Below are 7,459 nucleotides of genomic sequence, written 5' to 3' on the forward strand. Positions count from 1 at the left end.
GATCACCGGCGGCGCCGGCGCGATCGGTGCAGCGACAGCCAAATTGTTCGCCGACAATGGCGCCCATGCCGTCGTCGTCGATCTCGACGCCGAAAAGGCTGCCGACGCGGCGAAGAAGGCCGGCAACAATTCGATCGGCGTCGCCGCCGACATCACCGACCCGGCGCAGGTGCGTGCCGCCTTCGACAGAGCGGTTGCCGTGTTCGGCGGTGTCGACATCCTGGTTTCCAATGCCGGCGCCGCCTGGGAAGGTCGCATCGGTGAGCTCGACGACGCGCTCCTGCGCAAGAGTTTCGAGCTCAATTTCTTCGCCCACCAATCGGTGGCGCAGAATGCGGTGCGCATCATGCTCGAGCAGGGCACAGGCGGCGTGCTTTTGTTCAACACCTCCAAACAGGCGGTCAACCCCGGCCCGAAGTTCGGCGCCTATGGCGTGCCGAAGGCGGCGACACTGTTCCTGTCCAGGCAGTACGCGCTTGACTATGGCGCGCATGGCATCCGCTCCAACGCCGTCAACGCCGACCGCATCCGCTCGGGGCTTCTGACCGACGCCATGATTGCCAGCCGTTCGGGCGCGCGGGGCGTGTCGGAGAAGGACTACATGTCCGGCAATCTGCTCGGCCAGGAAGTGACGGCGCAGGACGTGGCGCAGGCCTTCCTGCATCACGCGCTGGCCGACCGCACCACCGCCGATGTGACGACGGTCGACGGCGGGAATATCGCGGCAGCGCTGCGCTGACGTAGAGATCCGTCCAGACGAAAGGTGCGGTGCAACTCCGAAGCTTGCTCGAGAAGGGGCGGTTGGGAACTTTCGACCCGACCGACCATTGAGATCGAGCAAGGTCAAGCAGCTAAATTGTTGCCGGGAGTTCCCTCATGCCAACCGATGACTGGTCCCTGCCCGAACGCTTTATTTTTTCGGGTCACCCGATCGCATGGGGAGCGATCGGCGACGGCCCGCCGGCGGTCTTGCTTCATGGTACCCCGTTCTCGTCGGTGGAATGGCGGCGCATTGCAGCTTGGCTCGGGCAGCGGCGCCGGATCTACTATTTTGACATGCTCGGCTACGGGCAATCCGCCAAGCCCGACGCGGACGTGTCGCGCGGCATTCAAAACGAGTTGTTCGCGGCGCTCTACGCTCACTGGGAGCTGGAGTGGCCAGACATCGTGGCGCATGACTTCGGCGGCTCCGTCGCGTTGCGCGGCCACCTGCTCAATGGGCTCGATTATCGCTCTCTGGTGCTGATTGATCCGGTCGCGATCAGCCCTCAGGGATCGCCCTTGGTTCAAGCGGCAAAAGAACACGAGAAAGCGTTTGCCAGTCTGCCCGCCTATATCCATGAAGCCATGCTTCGCGCCTATATTGGCGGCGCTGTCGCGAACGCATTGCGCGCGGACGAAATGCAGCTCTATCTGCAGCCATGGCTTGGAGACGAGGGACAGAAGGCTTTTTGGCGTCAGATCGCACAGATGGACGACAAGTACAGTCGAGAGGTCGAGTGGCGATACGACGAGATACGTTGCCCTGTGACGATCCTGTGGGGTGAAGACGACGAGTGGATTCCGCTCGACGACGGGCGAGAACTCGCGCGCCGCATTCCCGGTGCGCCGTTCATCACGGTTCCAAATGCCAAACATCTCGTTCAGGAAGACGCGCCGGAGGCAATAATCTCGACTGTGCTCGACTTCTGGAACGACCAGCATCCTTCGGCCGCCGCGAAACCCCTGCTACAGCAACTCTAGAATGTGTTTCCAGGCCCTGGTTCCCAGCCTCGAATCAGCCTCGTCACTGCGGGCATCGAAACAAGGTTCCGGCGACGGCGCCGGACAGGTCTTCCTCGATTGCCGCCTGGACTTCCATATAAGCACCGTACCTTGGGCCGGAGCCTGGCGCCGGCTGCAGATATTCAGCAAAAGGCCGCCTGCAGCAAGCGGCTGCAGGCGGCCTTCGATAACGAAACCTACTTCGCGTTCGGGTTCGGCATCCAGGCCGGCATCGCGACATCGGCATGGGCGAACTGCGGCAGCTTGGCCGACAGGTCCTCCATGTTCTTGATGTCCTTGTCGATGAGGTCCTTCTGGGTGATCAGCGTCGGCGGCACGACGACGTTGTGGCCGGGGTCTTCACCGGCCAGCAACTGCGCCAGCGCACGCACCGAGACCTGGCCGACGACAGCCGGATTGGTCGCGGCGGTCGCGGCCCAGGCGCTGTCGGGCTCACGCATCGCAGCGATATCGGACGTCGAGATATCGGCCGAATAGATCTTGATGCCCTTGTTCAAGCCCGCTTCGTCGACGGCGATCTTCACGCCCTTGGCAAATTCGTCATAGGGAGCAAACATCACCTTGATGTCGGGATGCGCCGTCAGCACCGAACGCGCCTGGTTGGCGACTGAGTTGGCAATCGGATTGTCGAGCGTGCCGAACATCGCGACTTCCTTGATGCCGGCATACTTCTTCTTGACGTCGACCCAGGTCTCGTTGCGGCGGTCGAGCGGCGCGATGCCGGCGACATAGACATAGCCGGCATTCCAGCTTTCGCCATTGTCCTTGACCGCCTGCTCGAGGGCGAGGCGCGCCAAGTCGCGGTCGGACTGTTCGATCTGCGGGATCTTGGGATTCTCGACATTGACGTCGAACGCCACCACCTTGATGCCGGCGTCGACCGCACGCTGGGCGGCGTCCTTCATCGATTCCGTCAGGCCGTGCTGGATGATGATGCCCTGCACGCCAAGCGCGATGGCCTGATCGACCATGTCGGACTGAAGGGCGGCATCCTGGCGGCTGTCGAGGACACGCAGGTCGATGCCGAGCGCCTTCGACTGCGCCTCGACGCCCGACAGATAGGCCTGGAAGAAGTCGCCGGTCGAGAGATAACGCACCAGCGCGATCTTGACGCCGGGCTTGTCGAAAGGCGCCGGCTTGTCCGCGGCAAAAGCCGGGACCTGCATCAGCATGGTTGCGCCGGCCAATCCGAGCGCCACCTTCCCCAGAAGTCTTCTTGTAATGCTCACTTTGTTTTCCTCCACTCTTGTTGAACCCAAAATCCTGTTCCGGTCGAAAGCTACCTCCTGCCCCTGCCCGAAAGCGCAAAGGTGAAGACAAGGGCGACGACCAGAACCACGCCCTTGACGAAATCCTGCGTGTAGTAAGGCGCGTTCATCATCGTCAGGCCTTGCAGCAAGATGCCGACGAACAGCGCGCCGATGGCGGTGCCGAAGGCGTTCGGCTTGGCGGCACCTAGCACCGCGTAGCCGATCAGCGCCGCGGCGACCGCATCGAGCAGCAGATTATTACCCGAGGCGATGTCGCCGCGTCCAAGCCGGGCAGCGAGCAAAATGCCGCCGATCGAGGCAAAAACTCCTGAAATAACGTAGGCCCAGATCTTGTATGCCTTGACAGGCGCACCGGCGAGTTCGGCGGCGCGCTCATTGCTGCCCACGGCATACATCATGCGACCGAAACGTGTGTATTCGAGGAAGAACCAGATCAGCACGGCGAGCACGAGCAGGACCACCACCGACACCGGAATGAGGTTCGGGATGAAGAAATCGAAACGGTGGCGGCCGAGCGCCAGGAAGGCGTCGGAGAATTTGCCGCTGGCGACCGAACCGTCCGGCATGGTCATGCCGGTGGCGATCGAGCGGCCTTCGGTTGGAATGCGCTGCAGGCCGACGAGCAGGAACATCATGCCGAGCGTCGCCAGCAGATCGGGCACGCGCATGTAGACGATCAGCCAGCCATTGATCAGGCCGACAATTGCGCCGATGAGCAGGCAGACGACGACCGCGACAAGGGCGTTCTGCTCCAGCACCACCATCACATAGGCGGCCGCCATCATGGCTGACGTGGCGACGGAGCCGATCGAGAGATCAAAGCCGCCGACGACCAGCGTGGCGGTGACGCCGAGCGCCAGCACGCCGGTGATGGCGACCGACTGGAAGATGAAAACGGCACTTTGCGGCGAAACGAAACCGTCGGCGGCGATCGAGAAATAGGCGACGAGCCCGAACAAGAGCACGATGAACCCGTAGCGGATGGCGTGGTCGCGCAATGTCATCCGGCGCTCCCGCGCGCTGCTGCCGTCTTTATCCAATCCGAACCCATGCTCTCTCCATTCCAATTCCTATCGCCCGCGCTCAGGCCGCACTGTGCAGCGGTCCGCCGGCAACCTCGGCCAGCAGGCGGTCGAGATCGACATCGGCATTGCGGTGTTCGCCGACGATAGTCTGTTCCGACATGACCAGGATGCGATCGGCGGTTTCCAAGGCCTCGTCGAGTTCGGTGACGAACAAAAGCGTGGCGCGTCCGTTTGCACTCGCCCTGAGCTTGGCGGCAATGTCGCGCCGGGCCGAGATATCGACGCCCTGAAACGGCTCATCCAGGATGAACAGCCTTGCATCCTGCGCCATCCAGCGCGCGACCATCACCTTCTGCTGATTGCCGCCGGACAGCTCCGACATGTCGTCCTTCTCGGACCGACAGACGATGCCCAGTTCTTCGATCTGCCGGCGCGCGGTGGCGCGTTCCAGACGGCGCCTGAGAACAGCGAAGCGCGACATGCGCTTGTGAAACGGCAGGCTGATATTTTCCTGGATGTTGAAGCCTTGGACGATGCCATTCTCGCCGCGGTCCTTGGCAACGAGGAACACGCCGGCGGCGATCGCTTCGCCGGCTGTTTCAGGTGCATAAGGCCTGCCGTTCAGCGTCATTGTGCCGGCGAGCGGCTGGCGCACACCAAAGAGAGTCTCGGCAAGCGCCGTCTTGCCGACGCCGACGAGGCCGGTGATGGCAACGACCTCGCCGTCGCCGAGCGTCAGCGAGATCGGCCGGGCGCCCGGCGCAATGCGTAGACCCTCGATCGTCACGACTGCCTTGGCCGAATTCCTGACGACGATCTGGTCGAGATGGATCTTGCGGCCGAGCATGGCGTTGACCGCGCCTTCATAGTCGAGCGGTTTCCTGTCGAAAATGCCTGAGATGATCCCGTCACGCATCGAGACGATGCGGTCGGCCAGCCGCCTGATGTCCGACATGCGATGCGAGATGTAGAGGATCGCCACGCCCTGCTCGCGCAGCCTGTCGATCAGCGCGAACAGCCGGTCGGCCTCAGCGCTGGACAGCGATGAGGTCGGCTCGTCGAGGATCAGCACTTTCGGCTTGTGCGCCAGCGCGCGGGCAATCGCCACCATCTGGCGATCGGCCAGCGAAAGATCGCTCACCCGCGCCTTCAAATCGATGGCCAGCCCCATGCGGTCGGCAACCGCCTTGGCCTCCCGCCGCACACGGACGGGATTGAACAGGGTCGGCGCGCCGCTGCCGCTCAGTCGGTCGAGGGTCAGGTTGGTGGCGACGTCGAGGTCGGCGACGACACCGTCGTTAATATTCTGGTGCACGGTGACAACGCCGGCGCGGATCGCTTCGGCCGGGGTTTTCGGTGCGAAATCCTGGTCGGCGAGCGCCATCGTGCCGCCGCCGCGTTCGTAGACACCGGAGATGATCTTGACGAGGGTGGATTTGCCGGCGCCGTTGGCGCCCATCAGCACGGTGACTTCGCCGGCATGCAATTCGACCGAGACGCCGCCTAGCACCTCGTTATGGCCAAAGGATTTCCTCAGTCCCTCTACGCGGAACACGGCATTACCGACCATGCGTTCCTCCCTGACATGACGCTATGGGCTGTATCGGCAATTGTCAACACGATTGACAATTGCCAGATCGCTTCCTAGCTTGGCCCAGCCGCCACGCCTCCGTTATGTTCGGAGCGCATAAGCGGGAGGATGACGATGACTGAAAAATTGCCGTTCGAAGCACTATCGGTCGAAACCCTGGCTGCACGCCTTGGCGGCAACGAGGCGCTATGCGCGAAGATCGGCAAGGACACTGGCGCCTGGAAGGTCCGCGAGGTCGGCGACGGCAATCTCAACCTGGTGTTCATCGTCGAGGGCGCCAGCGGTGCAGCCGTGGTCAAGCAAGCCCTGCCCTATGTTCGCCTGGTCGGCGACAGCTGGCCGCTGCCGTTGAAGCGCTCCTTCTTCGAATATCACGCACTGACCAGGCAAGAGGCACGCGCGCCAGGCTCGGTGCCGGCGATCCATTATTTCGATGAAGGCCAGGCGCTGATCATCATGGAATATCTTGCGCCGCCGCATATCATCCTGCGCCGTGCGCTGATCGACGGCCGGCAATTGCCGAACATCGCCCGGGATATCGGCCTGTTCATGGCCCGGACGCTGTTTCGCGGCTCCGACCTCCATATGGCCGCCAAGGACCGCAAGGCCGATCTGGCGCTGTTCGCCGACAATGTCGAGCTTTGCGACATCACCGAAAGCCTGGTGTTTTCCGACCCCTATTTCGACGCCAAGATGAACCGGCACACCTCGCCGCAGCTCGACGGCCTGGTCGCCGAACTGCGCGCCGACCGCGACCTCAAGGTCGAGGCGCAGCGGCTGAAGCACATCTTCGCCGCCAATGCCGAAACGCTGCTGCATGGCGATCTGCATTCCGGCTCGATCATGGTCACCGACAGCGAAACCCGGATGATCGATCCGGAGTTCGCCTTCTACGGTCCGATGGCTTTCGATGTCGGCATGCTGCTCGCCAATTTCTGGATGTCGTTCTTCTCGCAACGCGGCCACGAGGAGGAGGGAAAGCGCGACGCCATGCGCGCCTATCTGCTCGGTGTGACGGTCGAGACATGGTCGGTGTTCCGCGCCGAATTCTCGCATCTATGGCGCACCGAGCGCACCGGCATGCTCTATCAGAAGAGCCTGTTCGAGGATCAGGGCGACAGGCTCGGCGCCGAGCAGGCGCTCGACCATGTGCTGCACCAGATGTGGACCGACCTGCTCGGCTTTGCCGGCATCGAGGTTCATCGGCGTATCCTCGGCCTCGCCCACAATGCCGATTTCGAGACCATTGCCGACGAGGATCTGCGCGCCAGTTGTGAAGCAAAGGCGCTGCGATTCGGCCGCCATCTCGCCGTCAACCGGCGCCAGATCCACAGCATCGACGAGGTCAACCAACTGGCCGCGCTGATCGAACAGGAGAGCAGCATTTGAACGTCGGCGACCGCCACTATCGCACCATCTGGCTGAGCGACGACGGCCGTTCGGTCGATATCATCGACCAGCGCTGGCTGCCGCACGATTTCCGCATCGAGACGATCGGCACGGTCGACGGCATCGCCACCGCCATCCGCGACATGTGGGTACGCGGCGCGCCGCTGATCGGCGTCACCGCTGCCTACGGCGTCGCCATGCAGATGGCTGACGATCCGTCGGATGCAGCGCTCGATGCCGTGTGGGAGACCCTGCACGAGACGCGGCCAACCGCGATCAATCTGCGCTGGGCGCTGGACGAAATGCGGCGCTTCCTGCGGCCTTTGCCTCCCGAACAACGCGCCGAAGCCGCCTATCGGCGGGCCAGTGAGATCGCCGACGAAGATGTCGGCCTCAAC

6 protein-coding genes and 1 pseudogene are annotated in these 7,459 nt (G+C 63.0%); 4 read left to right on the forward strand and 3 right to left on the reverse strand.

What is annotated here, in order from left to right:
- Both EN893_RS02375 and EN893_RS02380 read left to right on the forward strand, forming a co-directional pair.
- The coding region (locus tag EN893_RS02375) for an SDR family oxidoreductase (RefSeq protein WP_128361387.1) at window positions 1-739 on the forward strand (739 nt) is incomplete at its 5' end.
- A 137-nt stretch (window positions 740-876) separates the two neighbouring features.
- Window positions 877-1,743 (forward strand): alpha/beta hydrolase, encoded by an 867-nt coding sequence (locus tag EN893_RS02380; RefSeq protein WP_127270083.1) that lies wholly within the window; start codon window positions 877-879, stop codon window positions 1,741-1,743.
- Window positions 1,744-1,961: 218 nt separating this feature from the next.
- Here EN893_RS02380 and EN893_RS02390 read toward each other — a convergent pair whose 3' ends face one another.
- From EN893_RS02390 to EN893_RS02400, 3 genes are all read right to left on the reverse strand, one after another.
- Window positions 1,962-3,014 (reverse strand): substrate-binding domain-containing protein, encoded by a 1,053-nt coding sequence (locus EN893_RS02390; RefSeq protein ID WP_023808755.1) that lies wholly within the window; start codon window positions 3,012-3,014, stop codon window positions 1,962-1,964.
- 50 nt (window positions 3,015-3,064) lie between these two features.
- Complete coding sequence (locus tag EN893_RS02395; protein WP_127270087.1) at window positions 3,065-4,060, reverse strand: ABC transporter permease; 996 nt, start codon at window positions 4,058-4,060, stop codon at window positions 3,065-3,067.
- A gap of 79 nt (window positions 4,061-4,139) precedes the next feature.
- Complete coding sequence (locus EN893_RS02400; RefSeq protein ID WP_127270089.1) at window positions 4,140-5,651, reverse strand: sugar ABC transporter ATP-binding protein; 1,512 nt, start codon at window positions 5,649-5,651, stop codon at window positions 4,140-4,142.
- A gap of 135 nt (window positions 5,652-5,786) precedes the next feature.
- Here EN893_RS02400 and mtnK point away from each other — a divergent pair, with 135 nt between their 5' ends.
- Window positions 5,787-7,061 (forward strand): S-methyl-5-thioribose kinase, encoded by a 1,275-nt coding sequence (mtnK, locus tag EN893_RS02405; protein ID WP_127270091.1) that lies wholly within the window; start codon window positions 5,787-5,789, stop codon window positions 7,059-7,061.
- Window positions 7,058-7,459, forward strand: a pseudogene (locus EN893_RS38940) (S-methyl-5-thioribose-1-phosphate isomerase); the annotation flags it as partial. The gene mtnK and the pseudogene EN893_RS38940, both read left to right, overlap by 4 nt.

Source organism: Mesorhizobium sp. M7A.F.Ca.CA.004.04.2.1 (genome assembly GCF_004022825.1).
GTDB lineage: Bacteria > Pseudomonadota > Alphaproteobacteria > Rhizobiales > Rhizobiaceae > Mesorhizobium.

What these genes read in the sequence shown, in the direction of transcription:
- EN893_RS02380 (WP_127270083.1), top strand. Translation starts at nt 877, where the DNA reads ATGCCAACCGATGACTGGTCCCTGCCCGAACGCTTTATTTTTTCGGGT.
- EN893_RS02395 (WP_127270087.1), bottom strand. Translation starts at nt 4,060, where the DNA reads ATGACATTGCGCGACCACGCCATCCGCTACGGGTTCATCGTGCTCTTG.
- EN893_RS02400 (WP_127270089.1), bottom strand. Translation starts at nt 5,651, where the DNA reads ATGGTCGGTAATGCCGTGTTCCGCGTAGAGGGACTGAGGAAATCCTTT.
- mtnK (WP_127270091.1), top strand. Translation starts at nt 5,787, where the DNA reads ATGACTGAAAAATTGCCGTTCGAAGCACTATCGGTCGAAACCCTGGCT.